At 72.5% G+C, this 14,849-nt stretch carries 12 protein-coding genes; 5 read left to right on the plus strand and 7 right to left on the minus strand.

Going from position 1 to position 14,849, the window contains the following annotated elements; all coding sequences use genetic code 11:
• The first annotated feature begins 143 nt into the window (after window positions 1-143).
• The 3 genes from ACZ4VI_RS01315 to ACZ4VI_RS01325 all read left to right on the plus strand — a co-directional run bounded on the left by ACZ4VI_RS01315 (window position 144) and on the right by ACZ4VI_RS01325 (window position 4,256).
• On the plus strand, window positions 144-1,658 hold the full coding sequence (locus ACZ4VI_RS01315) for a DUF8189 domain-containing protein (RefSeq protein WP_467995525.1): 1,515 nt from the start codon (window positions 144-146) through the stop codon (window positions 1,656-1,658).
• A 298-nt stretch (window positions 1,659-1,956) separates the two neighbouring features.
• Window positions 1,957-2,766, plus strand: a complete 810-nt coding sequence (locus ACZ4VI_RS01320; protein WP_467995527.1) for an FHA domain-containing protein — start codon at window positions 1,957-1,959, stop codon at window positions 2,764-2,766.
• Window positions 2,763-4,256, plus strand: a complete 1,494-nt coding sequence (locus tag ACZ4VI_RS01325; protein ID WP_467995529.1) for a serine/threonine-protein kinase — start codon at window positions 2,763-2,765, stop codon at window positions 4,254-4,256. Before ACZ4VI_RS01320 ends, ACZ4VI_RS01325 begins: the two co-directional genes overlap by 4 nt.
• Before the next feature lie 30 nt (window positions 4,257-4,286).
• On the opposite strand, the gene ACZ4VI_RS01330 is transcribed toward ACZ4VI_RS01325, so the two are convergent.
• From ACZ4VI_RS01330 to ACZ4VI_RS01350, 5 genes are all read right to left on the minus strand, one after another.
• Complete coding sequence (locus tag ACZ4VI_RS01330; protein ID WP_467995531.1) at window positions 4,287-5,246, minus strand: ABC transporter substrate-binding protein; 960 nt, start codon at window positions 5,244-5,246, stop codon at window positions 4,287-4,289.
• A gap of 1 nt (window position 5,247) precedes the next feature.
• Entirely contained in the window at window positions 5,248-7,215 is a 1,968-nt protein-coding gene (locus ACZ4VI_RS01335) for an ABC transporter permease subunit (protein WP_467995533.1), read from the minus strand.
• A 193-nt stretch (window positions 7,216-7,408) separates the two neighbouring features.
• A complete protein-coding gene (locus tag ACZ4VI_RS01340) occupies window positions 7,409-8,473 on the minus strand; it encodes a quaternary amine ABC transporter ATP-binding protein (protein WP_467995535.1) in 1,065 nt (354 codons plus the stop codon).
• Window positions 8,470-9,996, minus strand: coding sequence for a GMC family oxidoreductase (locus tag ACZ4VI_RS01345; protein ID WP_467995537.1), 1,527 nt, complete (start codon window positions 9,994-9,996; stop codon window positions 8,470-8,472). Before ACZ4VI_RS01345 ends, ACZ4VI_RS01340 begins: the two co-directional genes overlap by 4 nt.
• Complete coding sequence (locus tag ACZ4VI_RS01350; protein WP_467995539.1) at window positions 9,993-11,501, minus strand: aldehyde dehydrogenase family protein; 1,509 nt, start codon at window positions 11,499-11,501, stop codon at window positions 9,993-9,995. The genes ACZ4VI_RS01345 and ACZ4VI_RS01350 overlap by 4 nt, the downstream gene beginning before the upstream one ends.
• Before the next feature lie 272 nt (window positions 11,502-11,773).
• On the opposite strand from ACZ4VI_RS01350, the gene ACZ4VI_RS01355 reads away from it, so the two are divergent.
• Complete coding sequence (locus ACZ4VI_RS01355) at window positions 11,774-12,310, plus strand: hypothetical protein (RefSeq protein WP_467995541.1); 537 nt, start codon at window positions 11,774-11,776, stop codon at window positions 12,308-12,310.
• 61 nt (window positions 12,311-12,371) lie between these two features.
• On the opposite strand, the gene ACZ4VI_RS01360 is transcribed toward ACZ4VI_RS01355, so the two are convergent.
• Window positions 12,372-13,502, minus strand: coding sequence for a hypothetical protein (locus tag ACZ4VI_RS01360; protein WP_467995542.1), 1,131 nt, complete (start codon window positions 13,500-13,502; stop codon window positions 12,372-12,374).
• Window positions 13,503-13,854: 352 nt separating this feature from the next.
• Between ACZ4VI_RS01360 and ACZ4VI_RS01365 the strand changes: the two genes are divergently transcribed.
• A complete protein-coding gene (locus ACZ4VI_RS01365) occupies window positions 13,855-14,055 on the plus strand; it encodes a DUF5988 family protein (protein ID WP_467995543.1) in 201 nt (66 codons plus the stop codon).
• A 33-nt stretch (window positions 14,056-14,088) separates the two neighbouring features.
• Here the strand turns inward: ACZ4VI_RS01365 and ACZ4VI_RS01370 are convergent, their stop codons facing one another.
• Window positions 14,089-14,688 carry a histidine phosphatase family protein gene (locus ACZ4VI_RS01370; RefSeq protein ID WP_467995544.1) on the minus strand — a complete coding sequence of 200 codons (600 nt, stop codon included), beginning with the start codon at window positions 14,686-14,688 and terminating at the stop codon, window positions 14,089-14,091.
• Between the last annotated feature and the right edge of the window lie 161 nt (window positions 14,689-14,849).

Consider the following 14,849-nt stretch of genomic DNA (forward strand, 5'->3'; position numbering starts at 1 on the left):
CAGCGAAGCGGCCTAGCCGACGTACTCCCGCCTGTCAGTCCGGAATCTTCCGGGGTCACCCGAGCCCCGTGCCGTTGCTACGTTCCAGTCCGCCCGTACGTCCGTCCCACTCACCCCGACCACGGCCAAGGGAGGAGCGTCTCGTGCTTCCTGGACCATCCCGACGCGCACCGACCTCTGTTCTCGCGGCGGCGGCCGCCCTGCTGCTGCCGGCCCTGGTGCCCGCGGCTCCGGCCGCGGCCCGGACCGCCGGTCTCACCGCGGCCTGCCCGGCCGCCGGCATCGTGACCCAGCACTTCCACAGCGGCCACAACGGCGTCGACATCGCCAACGACGTCGGGACGCCGATCTACGCCGTGGGCGACGGCGAGGTGACCATCTCCGGGTACACCGGCGACTACGGCCAATGGATCCGCGTCCAGCACCCCGACGGGCGGATCTCCGAGTACGGTCACATGTCCCGGCGGGACGTCTCCGTCGGCGACCGCGTCGTGGCCGGCCAGCAGATCGCCCTCATGGGCGCCGAGGGGAACTCCACCGGACCCCACCTTCATCTGCGGATCTGGGGAGACCCGTCCGCCTCCTACGGGATCGACCCCGAGCCCTACCTCGCGGAGCGCGGCGTGGTGCTGCCCTGCACCCCGGGCAGCGGTCCGCGGCCCGAACCGTTGGTGTATCCGGCGGAGTCGGGCCGGGTCGTGTCGGCGCGGTCGGCGGACGGGCGCCTCGAGGTGTTCGCCGCCGGAGCCGACGGCGTCCACCACGCCTGGCAGCAGGAGGTCAACGGCAACTGGTCGGCCTGGGAGTCCCTCGGCGGGCCCGGCAACGCCCAACTGGCCATCGCGCCCAACGCCGACGGCCGTCTGGAACTGCTCGCCCTCAACGGGAACACCTTCCAGCACCGCTGGCAGGTGAACCCGTCCGGCGGCTGGTCGAACTGGGAGACCTTCGGCGGTGGCGGCCGGGACACCGCGGCCGGTGTCAACGCCGACGGCCGCATCGAGGTGTACGCCTCGGGACCCGCCGGGCTCTTCCACAGGTACCAAGTCGCCGCGAACGGCGGCTGGTCGGAGTGGGAGCCCACGGGCGGCGGCCCCGCCGACAGCCGCGTGGAGATGGAGAAGGCGCCCGACGGCCGCCTGGAGGTCTTCGCCCTCAACGGCAGCACCTTCCAGCACCAGTACCAGACCGCCCCCAACGGCGGCTGGTCGGCGTGGGACACCTTCGGCGGCGGCGGACACGACCTGACCGTCGACCACAACGCCGACGGCCGCCTGGAGGTCTTCGCCTCCGGCCCGGTCGGCGTGTTCCACAAGTACCAGACCGGCCCCACCAGTTGGTCGGGCTGGGAACCCACCGGCGGCCCCGCCGACGCACAGCTCACCAGCGAACGCACCCCTGACGGCCGCGTCGAGGTCTTCGCACTGAACGGCGACACGGCCATGCACACCTGGCAGACCGCCGCCAACGCCCCCTACAGCGACTGGTCCCCCTTCGGCACCGGCGGCACCGAGGTCACCGCCGCCACCAACGCCGACGGCCGCATCGAGGTCTTCGGCACCAACCGCGTCGGCACCTTCCACACGTGGCAGACCGGCTTCACCACCTGGTCCGACTGGACCTGGCTCAACGCCACCGCCGGCCCCGCCCTCGACTGACCCGCCAGAGTGTGCGGATCTCGCCACGTGAACGGGGCCGATCGGGGTTTCGCAGGCGCCACGAACCTCCCCCAACCCCGTTTCCGTCCCTCCGCGCACGGTGATCTTCCCCACCTTGCGGGGCCTGGCGGCGTGAGAACTCCGGCCGCGCAGCTCGGCAGAGGCCCGGAAACAGCACCCCGGCCTCGACGGACCACTGCCGCCCGGCGAAGTGGCCAAAGTACGCCGGTGAACTCCCCTGACAGATGAGTATCGTTCCGCTCGTCCGACAAGTGCGACGCGTGGAACGGGGGGAGCGGTGAGTGGCGTAGTGGTCCATCTGCCGCAGGGAGGCGGTGGCGCCGACGGGGGCGAACCGCACGGTGACGCGGTGACGTTACGGCTCGGCCCCGGCGAGGTCGCCCGCTTCGGACGCGGCTCCGCGACGGTCCCCGTCGAGCTGCGCCTCGCCGATCCGGCGATCTCCCGGCTCGCCGGGGAGATTCGTGTGACCGACGACCACTGGCAGCTGACGAACCACAGCACCACCCACAGCTATCTCGTGGAGAATCCGGAGGGAGCGGGGGAATACCTGAGGGTTCCGCCGCGACGGGTCGGGGCGCCCATCCCGTTCGAGTTCTCCCGCGTGGTGCTGCCCACCCGCGGTGACGTCCCCGTCGCCTTCCAGGTGTTCGCCCCCGACCACGTCTATCTGGACCCGGAGGCCATGGGCGGCCCCTGGGGAGCCCGCACGGTCACCGCGTACTCCCTGGACGCGACGGCCACGTACTTCCTCGTCCTGGTCGCGCTCTGCGAACCGCGCCTGCGTGACCAGTCCCGTGTGGCGGTCCCCACCACTCCCCAGATCGTCGAGCGGCTCCGGGGGCACGCCGCCTGCGGCGCGCTGACCGCGCGGGCGGTCAGCTCGCACATCGACTATCTCGCCGAGGAGAAACTGCGCATCGGCGTCCCGGACGCCCGCGAACCCGGCAAGGGCGACCGCCGCAACGGCAAGCGGGAGGAGATCGTCGGGCTCGCGCTGCGGTTCGGGCTCGTACGGGAGGAGGACCTCGCGCTGCTGCCGCCTCTGACAGGGTCCGGCGGGCGGGAGCGGCAGGCCGCACGATGACAGCGCCGTACGGCCTGGGAGACACCACGGACCGAACGGACCTGCTCCCGCCCGGCTATCGGGTGGGAGGCTGGGTGGTCACCAAGCTGATCGGATCCGGCGGCTGGTCCACGGTCTACGCGGCGCGGCCGGCCGACGGGCACGGGGACCACGGGCCCCAGGACCACGGCCACCGGGACCAAGGGCAACAGGACCGCAGACACCCGGACCGAACCGGCGGGCCCCCCGAGAGTCCGGCTTCGGGCCCCACCGACGTCGCGCTCAAGATCATGCCGACCGCCGGACTCGCACCGCGGCAGGCGCGCAGGATCGTGGAATCCGCCCGCCGCGAGGTCGAACTCGGGCGCAGGGCCGGGCATCCGCGCCTGATCGGCCTCCTGGAGTCGTTCGTTCTCACCGCTCCCGACCGCCCCTCCCTGGAGGGCGCGATCGTGCTGGTCATGGAACGGGCCGTCGGCAGTCTGCGGGAACTCGTCGACGCGGGGGTGCCCGAGGCCGATCGCGGCCGGCTGATCGCGGGAATCTGCGAGGGACTCGCCCATCTCCACCGGTCGGGCTGGGTCCACGCGGATCTCAAGCCGGAGAACGTCCTCCTGGGCAAGGACCGCTCCGTGAAGCTCTCGGACTTCGGCCTCGCCACCGAGCTGACGGGGACACACGGGTACGCGCCTCCCATGGGCACCCTGGACTACCTCCCGCCCGAGCGCTGGAGGGCGCCCCTCGGCGAACTCGGTGTGCGGGTCCGGCCGACTGCCGACATCTGGGCCCTCGGCATCATCATCCACGAGGTGTTCGCGTCGGGCGCCTCACCGTTCTCCGGCGCCACACCCGTGGCGCGGGGCGCCGCGGTCCAGGAGTACGGCGAGGGGCGTGCCCCGTTGCGCATGGACCACGCCGTACCACCGTTCTGGCGCGCGCTGATCGCCGACTGCCTCGCCCCGACCCACGCGGCGCGCGCCCCGCACACCGCCGAGAGGCTGCTCGCCCGCATCGCCGCCCACGAGGGGACGCCCGGGACGGGGGCGGGGCGGCTGCGGGCCCGGGCCCGCGCCGCCGTCCTCGCCGCCGCGCTGTGCGGGATCGCCGGCGCGGCCCTGTGCTCGGACGCGGCACGGGTGAGCTCGTCCGCGCCGGCCGCCCGTGCGGGGGCGACGGCCGGCACGGTCCGGGTGTTCAACGCGGAGCGGGGCTGCCAGGACCGGGCCGACCGGGACCCGCGGTGCAGTCTGGGCCTGGCGATCGATCCCGTGCGGCCCTACACCGCGGAGAACGTCGTACGGACCAGGGTGTGGCACGGCGACGTCCTCGCCGCCGACTGCCGGTTGCCCGACGGGCAGCCCATCATCGACGAGGAGGACCAGCGGTCCACCGCCTGGTTCCGCGTCCGTCTCCCACCCGGCTCCAAGCCCCCCGCGGCCTGGCTCCCCGCCGTACGCACCAGGGACCAGCCGGCGCTCCCGGAGTGCCCGCACCCGACGGCCGCGCGCTGACGCGGGGCGCAGGCGCTCCGGACCTCGTGCTCAGGACGGGAGCCAGGCTCGCCAGGTGGCCTCGTTCTCCTTCACCCAGCGGCCCGCCGCTTCCTGGGGCGACAGCTTCTGGTCCGCGATCATCAGGGCGACGTCGTTCTGCATCTCGGTCGTCCAGCGGAACTTCTTCAGGAAGGCGGCCGCGTCACCTCCGCCGTCCGCGAAGCGGGCGTTGAGGAACTTCTGGAGCGGCGTGTGCGGGTAGGCGCAGGCCACCTTCTCCGGGTCGGCGTCGCATCCCTCCTTGTAGGCGGGCAGCTTCACCTCCGTCATCGGGACCTTCTCGAACAGCCACTGGGGTTTGTACCAGTAGCTCAGGAACGGCTTCTTCTCCTTGGCGAACTGCTTGATCTGCGTGATCTGCGCCGCCTCGGAGCCCGCGAACACGACCTGGTAGTCGAGGTCCAGGTTCTCCACGAGCGCCTTGTCGTTCGTCACGTAGGACGGGGAGCCGTCGAGCAACTGGCCCTTGCCGCCGCTCTCCACGGTACGGAGCTGGTCGGCGTACTTGTTCAGGTTCTTCCAGTCGGTGACGTCCGGGTGCTGCTCGGCGAAGTACGTCGGTACGAACCAGCCGATGTGGCCGGTCACGCCGAGATCGCCACCGCGCGCGATCGTCCCCTTGTCGTCGATGTACCGCTTCTCCTGCTCCGGGTGGCCCCAGTCCTCCAGGATGGCGTCCACCCGGCCCTGGCTGAGCGCGTCCCAGGCGGGTATCTCGTCGATCTGGACGGTGTCGACCCGGTAGCCGAGCTCGTGCTCGAGCAGGTACTGGGCGACGGCGACGTTGGCCTGGGCGCCGACCCACGACTGCACGGACAGGGTCACCGTGCGGGCGCCCTTCGCGTCGGCGTACGGGGAGGACTGGCGGGTCATGTCGGCGGCGCCGCAGCCGGTGACGGCCAGCAGTCCGATGGCGGCCGCGAGTGCGGCGAGGCGTGTGCGAGCCATGTCAGGCCCCCTTTCCCGCGAGTTCGCGGCGTTCTGTCGGCTGGGTGACCCGGTCGAGCATGAGGCCGAGGCAGACGATCGCCGCGCCCGCGACCAGGCCGGTCGCCAGGTCGCCCTGGGCGAGGCCGAAGACCGCGTCGTAACCGAGTGCGCCGCCGCCCACGAGGCCGCCGATGACGACGACGGCGAGGACGAGCACCACGCCCTGGTTGACGGCGAGCAGCAGCGCGGGGCGTGCCAGCGGCAGTTGGACCTGGAACAGCTGCTGCCGTCCGGTCGCGCCCAGCGAGCGCGAGGACTCCAGAGCGGCCGGGTCCACCGCGCGTACGCCCTGGGCCGTGATCCGTACGACGGCGGGCAGCGCGTAGACCACGGCGGCCGCGACCGCCGGGGCGCGGCCCACGCCGAACAGGGCGACCACCGGGATGAGATAGACGAACTGCGGCATCGTCTGGAAGACGTCGAGCACCGGGCGCAGTGCGCGTTCCAGGCGGGTGCTGCGGGCCGCGGCGACCCCGACCGCGACGCCGAGCAGCAACGTCACGGCGACGGCGGCCAGTACCTGGGACAGCGTGTCGAGCGCCGGGCCCCAGGCACCGAGCACGCCGATCGCGGCCATCGCGAGGACGGCGGTCGCGGCGGTGCGCCAGGTACCGATGAGCAGGGCGAGCGCGCCGACGGTCAGCAGAACCGCCCACCAGGGCAGCCATTGCAAGCCGTCACGCAGGGGGTTGAGGACGTACGTGGTGAAACGTCCCGCCCAGTCGGCCGTACCGCCGACGAGGGGTACGCCGGAGTAGAGGTGGGCGGTCATCCAGCCGACCGCCCCGTTGACCGGCTCGGCGATGTCCACCGTCCACGCGTCGGGCCAGGAGAGCCGGCCGGACAGGCGGCCCGCGACGGCGACAGCAGCGGTCGCCGCGAGAGCGACGGCCCAGCGGAGCCCGGCCCGGCGGGCCGGGGCCGCGCCGATCCGCTCCCCCGCCGCGGCGGTGACCCGGTCCAGGACGATGGCGAGCAGCACGATCGGCACACCGGCGGCGAGCGCGGCACCGACGTCGACGGAGGCCAGCGCCTGGTAGACCCGGTCGCCGAGGCCGCCCGCGCCGATGACGGACGCGATCACGGCCATGCCGAGCGCCATCATGATCGACTGGTTGACGCCGAGCAGCAGCTCCTTGCGGGCCAGCGGCAGCCGGGCCGTAAGCAGTCGCTGCCTGCCGGTCGCGCCGAGGGACGCGGCGGCCTCCATGACACCGGCGTCCGCGCCACGCAGCCCGAGCGCGGTGAGACGGGCCATGGGCGGGGCGGCGTAGACGACGGTCGCGAGGACGGCCGCGGGCACACCGATGCCGAAGACGAGGACGACGGGCAGGAGATACGCGAAGGCCGGCAGCACCTGCATGGTGTCGAGGACCGGGCGCAGGACCCGGTGCATACGCTCGGACAGGCCGGCGGCCAGCCCGAGGAGACCGCCGAGCAGCACGGACGCGGCGACGGCGACCACCATCAGGGCGAGCGTCTGCATGGTGGGCACCCACATGCCGAGCAGTCCGCACACGGCGAAGGCGGCGACGGAGGTCAGCGCGAGCCGGAAGCCCGCGACCCGCCAGGCCAGGAGCCCGGCGGCGGCGGTGACGCCCGCCCAGCCGAGGGCGAGCAGCACGAGGTACACGGCGCGGACGGAGACGACCACGACGTTGCTGACGTGCCCGAGGAAGTAGAGGAACAGCGGGTGGCCGTCACGGTTGTCGATGATCCAGTCGCCGGCGCGTCCGAGCGGCCCGGACACATCGACGGCGAGCGACGCCGGCCAGCTGCCGCCGCCCAGAAGCACGGCACCGAGGACGAGCGCGACGGCCGCGCCCGCGCCGATCAGCCGGCTGCGGTGACGCGCGAGCGCACGCAGCGCACGGGTCCCGGCGGCGGTCGTGGGCGCGGGAGAAGCGGGGCTGACGGTGGCGGTCATCGGCCCCACCGCCCAGTGTCGTGCGTCCTGCCCGCGCGGCGGGCGAGGACACTCGTACTCCCGTCGGCCGGCCCGGCAATGGTGCGTCCGGCACAACGGGCAGGCCCCGGGAGAGGCCGTGCGGTGCGGCGCGCGCCCGCTGCGTCGGCTCCGGTCGTGGCGCCCGGCGGGGGCCAGGTCGTATGGGCGTACATCAGGCCACCGCCTTCCCCGTCGTGGCCGGGAACCCGGCGACGACGCCGAGGAGTCCCGCGTGGTCGACCACGCCGAGGCAGCGGCCGTCCTCGACGACCCGCGCGTTCTCGCCCGTACGGGCAACGGCCTCGATGGCCTCGTGGACGGTGGCGCCCGGGGCGAGTGCGGGGCCGGCCTCGCGCTCGTCGGCGAGCGCGGGGCGCATCGCCGAGCGGACGGTCAGTACCTGTTCGCGCGGCACGTCCCGGACGAAGTCCCTGACGTAGTCGTCGGCGGGGGCGCCCACGATCTCCTCGGGCGTGCCCAGCTGGACGATGCGGCCGTCGCGCATCAGCGCGATGCGGTCGCCGAGCTTCAGCGCCTCGCTCAGGTCGTGCGTGATGAAGACCATCGTGCGTCCCTCCTCCCGGTGCAGGCGTACGACCTCCTCCTGCATGTCCCGGCGGATGAGCGGGTCGAGCGCGCTGAACGGCTCGTCGAACAGGAGGACTTCGGGGTCCACGGCGAGCGCGCGGGCCAGCCCGACGCGTTGCTGCTGGCCACCGGACAACTGGCTGGGCCTGCGGTGTTCCATGCCCTCCAGGCCCACCTTGGTGACGAACTCCGCCGCCCGCTCGCGCCGTTCGCCGCGTCCCACGCCCTGGATCTCCAGACCGTAGGCGACGTTGTCGAGCACCGTCCGGTGCGGCAGCAGGCCGAAGTGCTGGAAGACCATCGCCGCCCGGTGCCGGCGCAGCTCGCGGAGCCGGCCGGCGTCCATGGACCGCACGTCCTCGCCGTCGATGGAGATCGTGCCCGAGGTCGGCTCGATGAGCCGGGTCAGGCAGCGGACGAGTGTCGACTTGCCCGAGCCCGACAGGCCCATGACGACGAAGACCTCGCCCTTGCGGACGTCGAAGGAGACATCGCGGACGGCGGCCGTGCAGCCGGTCCGCTCGCGCAGCTCGGCGGCGCCGAGGGTCGCGAGCTCCTCGTCGGCGGGCACGCGGTCGGCCTTCGGACCGAAGACCTTCCACAGGTCGCGCACGGAGAAGACGTTCGTATGGTGGGGCGGAGTGTTCATCGGGTCGTACCTCCCAGCAGGTCGGCGCATTTCTCGCCGACCATGAGCACGCCGATCATCGGGTTGACGGCGGTCATGGTCGGGAAGACGGACGCGTCGGCGATCCGGATGCCGTCGAGGCCCCGGACCTTGAGATCGGGCGCGACGACGGCGAGTTCGTCGTCGTCGGCCCCCATCCGGCAGGTGCCGGCCGGGTGGTAGACGGTGTGCGCGACGTGGCGCGCGTACGCGCTGAGTTCCTCGTCGGAGGTGACCTCCGGCCCCGGGCAGACCTCGCGCTTCAGCCATCCGGCCAGCGGTTCGCTCGCCGCGATCTGCCGGGCGATGCGGATCCCGTCGACGAGGGTCCGGCCGTCGTAGTCGTCCTCGTCGGTGAAGTACCGGAAGTCGAGCGCGGGCTTGACCTCGGGGTCGGCGCTCGTCAGGTAGAGCCGTCCACGGCTGCGCGGCTTGGGGATGTTCGGGGTCATCGACACGCCGTGCGCGGGCCGTTCGTAGCCCAGACGCTCGGGGTTGTCGGTGAAGGGGATCTGGTAGAAGTGGAACATCAGGTCCGGCCCCTCGGCCTCCGGGTCCCGGCGGACGAACAGCCCGGCGTCGGAGTCCATCGCGGAGTTCTCCGGGATCGGACCGTGGGTCTCCCACACGATGACGGACTCGGGGTGGTCGAGCAGGTTCTCCCCGACGCCCGGCAGGTCGTGCACGACGGGGATGCCGAGCTTCTCCAGGTCCGCGCGCGGCCCGATGCCGGAGTGCAGCAGCAGGCGCGGGGTGTCCACGGCACCGGCGCACACCAGGACCTCACGCCGGGCTCGTACGACGTGCTCGTCGCCCTCCTTGGTACGGATGTGCACGCCGGTGGCGCGGGTGCCCTCGAACTCGAGGCGGAACGCCCAGGTCTCCAGGGCGATGTGCAGGTTCGGCCGGTCCAGGAACGGGTGCAGGTAGGCCACGGAGGCGGAGGACCGCTTGTTGTTCTCCGGGTGGTACGCGAGGTCGAAGAAGCCGACGCCCTCGTCGAAGGGGCGCTTGTTGAAGCCCTCGACGCGCGGAACGCCGAGCGCGGTCTGCGCCGCGTCGACGAAGTCCCGGGCGATCGCGTTCCGGTCGGCCTCGGCGACGGGGACGATGTTGTTGCGCAGCCGGGCGAAGTACGGATCCATGGCCGCCGCGTCCCACCCCTCGGCACCGGCCTCGGCCCACTCGTCCCAGTCGGAGGGGAGGGGCTTGAACGCGATGAGGGTGTTGTGGGAGGAACAGCCGCCGAGCACCCGCGCACGGCTGTGGCGGATGTGCGAGTTGCCCCGGGGCTGCTCGATGGTGGGGTAGTCGTAGTCCAGCTCGCCGCCGAGCAGACCCATCCAGCGGCGCAGGGTGAGGACGTCGTCGCGGCCGACGTCACTGGGGCCGCCCTCGATGACGGCGACGCTCACGTCCGGGTCCTCGGTCAGCCGGGAGGCGATCACCGAGCCCGCGGTACCGCCGCCGACGACGACGTAGTCGTACACGTGCTGGTCGTTCATGCCTGGTCCTTCTGCTGCTCGCCCGCGAACCAGCGCACGGGGCGCGGAGCGAGGTTCTGGTAGATGTGCTTGGCCTCGCGGTACTCGGCGAGGCCGCTGGGGCCCAGTTCGCGGCCGATGCCGGACTTCCCGAAGCCGCCCCACTCCGCCTGTGGCAGGTAGGGATGGAAGTCGTTGATCCAGACGGTGCCGTGGCGCAGCAGGGCCGCGACCCGTCGGGCACGGTCCTCGTCGGCGGTCCACACGGCGCCCGCGAGGCCGTACTCGGTGTCGTTGGCGAGGGCGACGGCCTCCTCCTCGGTGCGGAAGGTCTCCACGGTGAGGACGGGGCCGAAGATCTCTTCGCGGACGACCCGCATGCGGCGGTGGCAGTGGTCCAGGACGGTGGGCCGGAAGAAGTAGCCGGGGCCCGCAGGCTTCTCGCCGCCCGCGCGCAGGACCGCGCCCTCGCCGAGGGCGGAGGACACGTACTCCTCGGTCCTCGCCAACTGGGCCGCGGAGACCAGCGGACCGCACTCGACGCCCTCGTCGGTGCCGCGGCCGAGCCGGATCAGTTCGGCCCGGCGGGCGAGCTCGGCGACGAAGCGCTCGCGCAGCGACTCCTCGACGATGAGGCGGGAGCCGGCGGAGCAGACCTGGCCGCTGTGGATGAAGGCGGCGTTGAGCGCCTGGTCGACGGCGGTGTCGAACCCTTCGGGCGTCGAACAGGCGTCGGCGAACACGACGTTGGGGTTCTTGCCGCCCAGTTCGAGGGCGACCTTCTTCACACTGTCGGCGGCCGCCCTGGCGACCTTCGTGCCACTGACGAGACCGCCCGTGAAGGAGATGAGGTCGACATCGGGGTGCTCGGCGAGCCGGGCGCCGACGGTGTCGCCGGGACCGGTGACGATGTTCGCGGCGCCGAGCGGCAGCCCGGCCTCCAGGAGCAGTTCGACCAGTACGACGGTGGTCAGCGGGGTGATCTCGCTGGGCTTGATCACGAACGTGTTGCCGGCGGCGAGGGCGGGCGCGATCTTCCAGCTGGCCTGGAGCAGCGGGTAGTTCCACGGCGTGATCAGGGCGCAGACCCCGACCGGCTCGTGCACGACGACACTGCGGATCTCGTCCGAGCCGGCGTCGACGACCCGTCCGCCGTCCTCGTTCGCCACGAGGTCGGCGAAGTAGAGGAAGGCGTCGCGGACGCAGTCGACGTCGACGCGGCCCTCCTCCAGCGTCTTGCCTGCGTCCTGGCTCTCCAGGGCGCCGATCCGCTCGCGGTCGCGCTCGAGCAGGGCGGCGACGCGCCTCAGCAGCGCGGCCCGCTCGGCGACCGGCGTACGCGGCCAGGCACCGTCGTCGAAGGCGGCTCGTGCGGCGGCCACGGCGTCGTCGGTGTCCTTGACACCGCCCTCCGCCACGACCGCGAAGGCGGTCGCGTCGACGGGGTCGATGATCTCGCGCGTGGCGCCGGAGAGGGCCGCGCGCCACTCTCCGCCCACATGGATGCTCTGTTGTGCTGCCGTCACGTCGCGTATGGCCTTTCGTTCCTTTGAATCCCCCTGCCGGTTGTGCCGGCGATCCGGCCGCCTGCCCTGGCTCCTGAAATCCATGCGCAATGCGTTGCAGAGAGTGTTCTGCTTCACTCGCCAGAGCGGGGCAAATAGGGCATATGGCGCAGAACGCATGGCAGGGTCCCCCCGCTGGACGCCGCCATTCGCCGGACCCCCGCTCGATCAGCGGTCTACGGTACGTAGGGACAGGCCGCGGTGCCTGCCGCTGTCACATGAGGAGGAATCCTGTGTCATCGCCTTGTGACCCCCAGAACGCTCCCGCCGGCGATGTGGGTGCGGCACTCCTGATGATCGACTCCCGGCTCAAGGCCATCTACGACGGCAGGACCGAGCCCGACGCCGAACTGCAGGAGTTGATCGACCAGTTCGCCGCGTCCCTGGGCCCCAGGGGAGCCCATGATCTGCTGGACGGCGCGTGCACGCTCATCTTCATGTTCGTGAAGTGGCTGCGGATGGCCTATGAGGACCACGACAAGGACGTCATCGAGTACGTGGTGCCCAGCCTCGTCGGCACGCTGCGCATGATGCCGAAGAGCGTCCGCCCCGAGGCCATCCCCACCATGGCCGGCCTGGTCATCGCCTCGGCCACCGGGCTGAGCCCCAGCCTGTGGCGCCAGCAGTACGGTGACTGGACCAAGGACGAGATGAACGCCCTGGAAGCCACGACCTTCCTGCTCGCCGAGCACATCAACCGGCTCACCGACGACCGCGACTTCGCGACCCGCCTGGTCAGCACCGCTCTGACCAGCGCGCACCAGGACTGACGCGCGGGGTCGGCGTGCTCATGGTGCCGACGGAGGGCGTGCCGATGGCACGCCCCGCGCGTCAGGCGTTGTCCGCTGCGCCGGTCGTCTTCGTGTGGCGCAGCAGGGTGGAACCGGCCGCCGCGACCACGGCCGCGGCGGTGAGCAGTGCTGTGGCCTTCGCCCACGTGAGCGTGAAGGCCGGGCTGCTGTTCACCAGATCGGTCATGCCGGCGCTCTCGACCGCCTGAAGCACGACGACGCTCACGGCGAGGCCCGAGGCGGCGGCCCAGAGGATCATGGTGTCCCGTACCGCGAGCCACAGGCCACACAGCAGGCACAGCACGGTGACCGCCAGCGAGAGCATCTCGGGCTGGCCGCCCGCCCGCAGATCCGCGAGATCCGAGGGCACATGGACGAGGCCGCAGGCGAGCAGCGCGACCGCCGCCGGCCAGCGCAGGGCCGACCGCAGCGCCGAGGAGGCGGTGTGGCTGCCGGGACCTGAGGCCAGTGCGCCGTCCAGGCCCGAGTTTGGCCGCTTCGCGTCTCCTCGCCGCCGCTTCGGGGCGGCGTCGACGACCGGGACAGCGCCCCCGCCGGCCGTCTCGCGGCCGTCCTGGCCGGGCTCGGCCTTCCGCTCCTCGACGTGCCCGCCGGCGGAGCGCCAGTCGCTGGCGTCGGTGCCCAGGATGTTCACGAGCTCCACCACGTCCTCGATCGGCCGGCCCACCGCCGCGGCGCGCAGCGTGGTTTCGGCCTGGTGGAGGTCGTACCCCGAGGCGTTGAGCAGTGCGACCAGCTGCCGCACCTCGTCCAGGGGGCGCGAGACGGCGGCGGCGCGGAGCGCCACGTCCGCGGGGCTGGACACCTCGCCGCTCGCCTGGAGCCGGGCGACCAGTGACGCGACCTCCTCCACCGGGCGCTCGGTCGCCGCCGTCGACAGGAGGGTGTGTATCGCCTCGTCGCCGGTCTCGTCCTTGTCCGGCTCTTCCGAGGCGGCCACGGGGCCCGCCGCCGGCTCGCGCTCCGGCTTGTGCTCCGGCTCGCGCTCCGGCCGCACCGGCCGTGCGGGCTCGTCGGGACGGACGGTCTCTTCGTGACGGCCCGTCTCGTCGGGACGGCTGGGCTCGTCGGGACGGACGGTCTCGTAGGGATGGCTCGGGCCGACCGGAGCCGCCGCCACGACCGGGGCGCTGTGCACGACAGGGGGCACGGCCGGCGGGGCAGGGGCAGGGGGCGTAGCGGGAGCCGGGTACGGGGGGACGGCGCGTGGGGGGTCGAGTGCGGGGCCGGGCCCAGCGCTCCGTTCCGTGTCGTCCTCCGCCGGACTGATGCTGAAGCTGAAGGGGTCGGGGGTCATGTCGCAGGCTCCGTTCGCACTAGAGAGTGCACCTTGACTACAACTAGTGCGCAGTTCGGGACACTGCGCCATCCGAGGGCGGCCCTGATGGGCCGACGGAGCGAAAGGACGTCAAGCCCGCGCCCGGACGACTCGTACGGCGGCGGGGCGGCTCACCCCCGCTCCCCCGCGTGCGGGGCGCGGCGGAAGTCGCGAGACTGGTGCCATGGCGCAGAAGGCACTTCTGGAGGGCGGCCCGGACGACCTGCCGGAGCGGATCGTCCCGATCGAGACCCCTGGCGAGGATCTGAAGATCCTGCACCGCGGCGGCTACGAGCATTTCAGGGAGACCCCGCGCAGGGAGGACACCGCGGACGGCACCCTGCGCGTGTACGAATGGTGGGAGCGTACGGAGATCGCCGAGTAGCAGCGGCCGGCCCGGCGGCGCTGCGCGCGACGTTCAGCCGTCTCCGTCGTCTCCCTGGCCGCGTTCGGCGGACAGGTCGCCCAGCCGCACATTCCAGCGCCCGCTCCGGCCGCTGAGCTGTACGACAGCCAGGGGCGGGACGTCGAGACGCCAGAACGACCGCCGTGGCGCGTCCAACGCGGTCACGACCGCCGCTCGCACCACGGCCGGTTCGACCACGGCCAGCACCCGCCCGGCATCCTCCGGCAGACCCGCCATCCAGGCGGCGATCCGGAGGCACAGCCGCGTCACCGACTCACCGCCGTGCGGTGCGGCATCGGGGTCCGACAGCCACGCGGCGAGCCCGGCCCCGTCCTCGGCCGCGACCTCGTCGAGCGTCCGGCCCAGCCAGCCGCCCAAGTCCACGTCGCGCAGCGCCTGTTCGACGGTGGCCGCGTCCCAGCCCAGTACCGCCGCGGTCTGCCTGCACCGCTCCGACGGAGCCGTATACGTCAAGGAGGCGGCTGCCGCGGGCAGCGAACCAGCCGCTGCCTGAACCTGCCGCAGCGCGCGCTCGTCGAGGGACGCGTCGCCGAACCGTACGACGCGCTCCACTCGGGCAGCGGCGCACAGCAACGTGAGCCGGACGGTCAAGGAGAGTCCCTTCGTCAGATGCCCGGGCCGAGGCCCGGGCGGTCGCAGGTGGTGCACGCCATATTGGCCGAAGTCCCCGTTGCCCCTAACATCTGGGGCGACAAGGACGACGGCGCCACGGAAGTCCGGTGAAAGCCCGGCACGGTCGCGCCACTGTGTGC

Source organism: Streptomyces sp. NPDC029169, from assembly GCF_055563935.1.

Excerpts from the sequence above, each read along its gene's own strand:
- ACZ4VI_RS01330 (WP_467995531.1), bottom strand. The coding sequence starts at position 5,246 with ATGGCTCGCACACGCCTCGCCGCACTCGCGGCCGCCATCGGACTGCTG.
- ACZ4VI_RS01345 (WP_467995537.1), bottom strand. The coding sequence starts at position 9,996 with ATGAACGACCAGCACGTGTACGACTACGTCGTCGTCGGCGGCGGTACC.
- ACZ4VI_RS01365 (WP_467995543.1), top strand. The coding sequence starts at position 13,855 with ATGGCGCAGAAGGCACTTCTGGAGGGCGGCCCGGACGACCTGCCGGAG.
- ACZ4VI_RS01325 (WP_467995529.1), top strand. The coding sequence starts at position 2,763 with ATGACAGCGCCGTACGGCCTGGGAGACACCACGGACCGAACGGACCTG.
- ACZ4VI_RS01340 (WP_467995535.1), bottom strand. The coding sequence starts at position 8,473 with ATGAACACTCCGCCCCACCATACGAACGTCTTCTCCGTGCGCGACCTG.
- ACZ4VI_RS01335 (WP_467995533.1), bottom strand. The coding sequence starts at position 7,215 with ATGACCGCCACCGTCAGCCCCGCTTCTCCCGCGCCCACGACCGCCGCC.